Source organism: Candidatus Desulfolinea nitratireducens (assembly GCF_982879505.1).
In genome coordinates, this window is sequence record NZ_CEYOSI010000331.1 from 1 (window position 1) to 2,553 (window position 2,553).

General features: G+C 46.5%; 5 protein-coding genes. 4 read left to right on the forward strand and 1 reads right to left on the reverse strand.

Features of this window, described 5'->3' with window-relative positions; all coding sequences use genetic code 11:
- The 4 genes from AC3DOM_RS17370 to AC3DOM_RS17385 all read left to right on the forward strand — a co-directional run.
- Window positions 1-459: hypothetical protein (locus tag AC3DOM_RS17370; protein ID WP_487920299.1), on the forward strand; the 459-nt coding region annotated here is incomplete at its 5' end.
- Window positions 460-466: 7 nt separating this feature from the next.
- The gene (locus AC3DOM_RS17375; protein WP_487920300.1) at window positions 467-694 is read left to right on the forward strand and encodes a hypothetical protein; all 228 of its coding nucleotides are present in this window, start codon (window positions 467-469) and stop codon (window positions 692-694) included.
- On the forward strand, window positions 695-1,108 hold the full coding sequence (locus AC3DOM_RS17380) for a hypothetical protein (RefSeq protein WP_487920301.1): 414 nt from the start codon (window positions 695-697) through the stop codon (window positions 1,106-1,108). It abuts the gene before it with no gap.
- A 279-nt stretch (window positions 1,109-1,387) separates the two neighbouring features.
- Window positions 1,388-1,582, forward strand: a complete 195-nt coding sequence (locus AC3DOM_RS17385; protein ID WP_487920302.1) for a hypothetical protein — start codon at window positions 1,388-1,390, stop codon at window positions 1,580-1,582.
- On the opposite strand, the gene AC3DOM_RS17390 is transcribed toward AC3DOM_RS17385, so the two are convergent.
- Window positions 1,574-1,978: a hypothetical protein gene (locus tag AC3DOM_RS17390; RefSeq protein WP_487920303.1), complete on the reverse strand. Its 405-nt coding sequence runs from the start codon at window positions 1,976-1,978 to the stop codon at window positions 1,574-1,576. The genes AC3DOM_RS17385 and AC3DOM_RS17390 overlap by 9 nt on opposite strands.
- Window positions 1,979-2,553: the final 575 nt, after the last annotated feature.

Here is a 2,553-nt window from a genome sequence, read left to right on the forward strand (position 1 = left end):
AGCAATGATTTCCCAGATTTAGAAGACATAGCCAACTGGTATTCTTTTTTAGTTGAGTTGAAGACTATTCAAGGGAATTTTAATAACGATGTCAGCTTCCTCGCTACTATGCTGGCCAAACAATACCTGGAAGAAAAATTCGGCCTGCAAAATTACAATGCAGCAGATAAGCCCCAGGGTGCACCTGGCCTTGACATTGATGTAAGGCTGCCAGATGGAAAACGCCTGGTCGCCGAGATCAAAACTACCAGCCCTTACTTGCCAAACGATCTTGGTGCACAACAAAAAGCGACATTCAAAAAGGACTTTCGCAAGCTTACTGGAGCTGAAGCCGATGTAAAGCTATTTTTCTTGACCGAACAAAAAACCTTTCAACTTATGAAGGCACCCAAGTATAGAATTCAACTTTCTGGTGTTATTGTTGTCCTTCTCACCACGAACGAGGTATTCACCGCTTAGTAGCCAAATGAAACTCGCCCTTCGAGTAATTGCAGTTCTAAGCTTCATTGTCTCAATCATCTGGATGATTGTATCTCCAGGGTTTGAGCCACATCCCGCCCACCAGCAAGCCTGCCGTCTCGCCCCGATGAGCGCAGCGAATACGGGGTGCCCCGAAGGGGTATACTCCGCAAAGAGCATCCGGGGCGCACGCAAACCTTTGGCGGGCAACGCCCTTATTAAAAAAGGAAGCTAAATGATGGGAAAGAATCTTTCAATTCACCTTCTGGTTCAAATCGGTGTGTTGATCCTCATAGGCGCATTTGCGGGTTTTGCCGCACTAACCCTGTTCGGAGCAATAGGTGGAGTCGCGATGGGCGTTGCGCCGGAACCGACCTTTGGCTTGGTAGAGGACCTCGTTTGCCCAGATGGAGCCAATATAAAATATTACGCGGTTAAGCGTAGCTATCATCAACCTGGTGAAAGTGAACCACATCTCGAATGCATTCGGGAAGATGGTCAGAGTGAGGATGTATTACTAAAGGCAATCCTGATCGTTTTGGGCATTACATTCATTGGAGTGTTCTTGATAATATTTATCCCAGTATTCATCCCCGTAGCTATCATTGGATTTGTTATCACTCGAAAGGTTATGAAGTCAAAGAGATGAAAATGCCCGCCTAACAACGCCTGCACTCGGCCGGTGGGATTCGTACACAAATTTGAGCTGATACGGTCTCGAAAATTCACCGTTTAATGGGCATTGTCTACGTCCCGCCTACCAGCAAGCCTGCCGTCTCGCCCCGATGAGCGCAGCGAATACGGGGTGCCCCGCAGGGGTATATCCCGCAAAAAGCATGCGGGGCTTTCGCAACCATCTGGCCATGTTATCCTAATGCAAGATGAATATTAAACCTGTATGGTATCAACAGTATCAGGGAGAACAGATATGGAAGACAATTTAGATATAGAAATTGACCCCGAAATATGGACGCAATATTTATTGGCGGTGATGGGGGATAAAGAACGCAGCGCCGAGCTTGTTCAGAAAATCGTAGAAATGTCAGGCGTGCCGCCCGAAAAAGTGAAGCTGATTATTGCTGCTACCACCAAATATTTGGCCAATATCGCGCGCTCAAATTAATATGCAGGGGCTTTTATCCCCGATCCAAACCTGACTGGCAAAGCCACCTTCGGCTTCGTCTCCAAGTACAAGAAGGGCGCAAATCTGCCTGATGGCAACACCGAGTTCCAATTCAGGACTGCAGATCTGAACTTCCACTCTTCGAGCTACGACTGGCTGGTGATTGCCGGACAGGACAAGGCCAAATATAAAGGCGTGGGTACGATCAATGGCAGCGGCAACTATGGTTTCATGCTGACCGCTACCGACAGCAGCCCGGATACATTCCGCATCAAGATCTGGGACAAGGATGCTGCGGACAGTCTGGTCTACGACAACAAGATGGGCGAGTCCGATGATGCCTACAACGGCACGGTACTCGGCGGCGGCAACATCAAGGTGCACAAGAAGTAGCACGCGACACAAATCTGCAGAGAGTTATGCAAGTGGTAGATTTGGAACATAAGAGCGGAGCTCCACTGGAGCTCCGCTCTTATCTTTGCGCACTTTTGGCTGGGAAAAAAAACGACATCAAGAAAGGTGCCACCGCCGGCAGCACCGTCACCCTGGCCTTCTGCCCCTGGCGTAGATTATTTAGTTCCATATCTTTGTTATAATCATCACTAAGTTTCTATACAAAGGGAGTCGGTCGGGAAATTTGACATCAAGGATGGGAACCATTGAATTCCCGACAAAAAATAGAGTCAACCCTGAATTATTGTTCTCTTATGAGAAAACAATAAAATCCTAATCTGCTAATTAAGGGCTCAATAACTACTGCATTTATACTGCAAACAGAAAAAGCTTTAGTAGAAATAATAGACTCAATAAAGATTTTCAACCGTATTCCTACAAATCCATAGAGACAATAGACACAAAATAACACAAAAACATCATCTCTGACAACTCTTAATCAATCGGTTCTGGGTTCGAGTCCTGTGTTGGTTCACCGTGAAATGGAATTTTGGCAACCATGTTATAGTTCACAAACT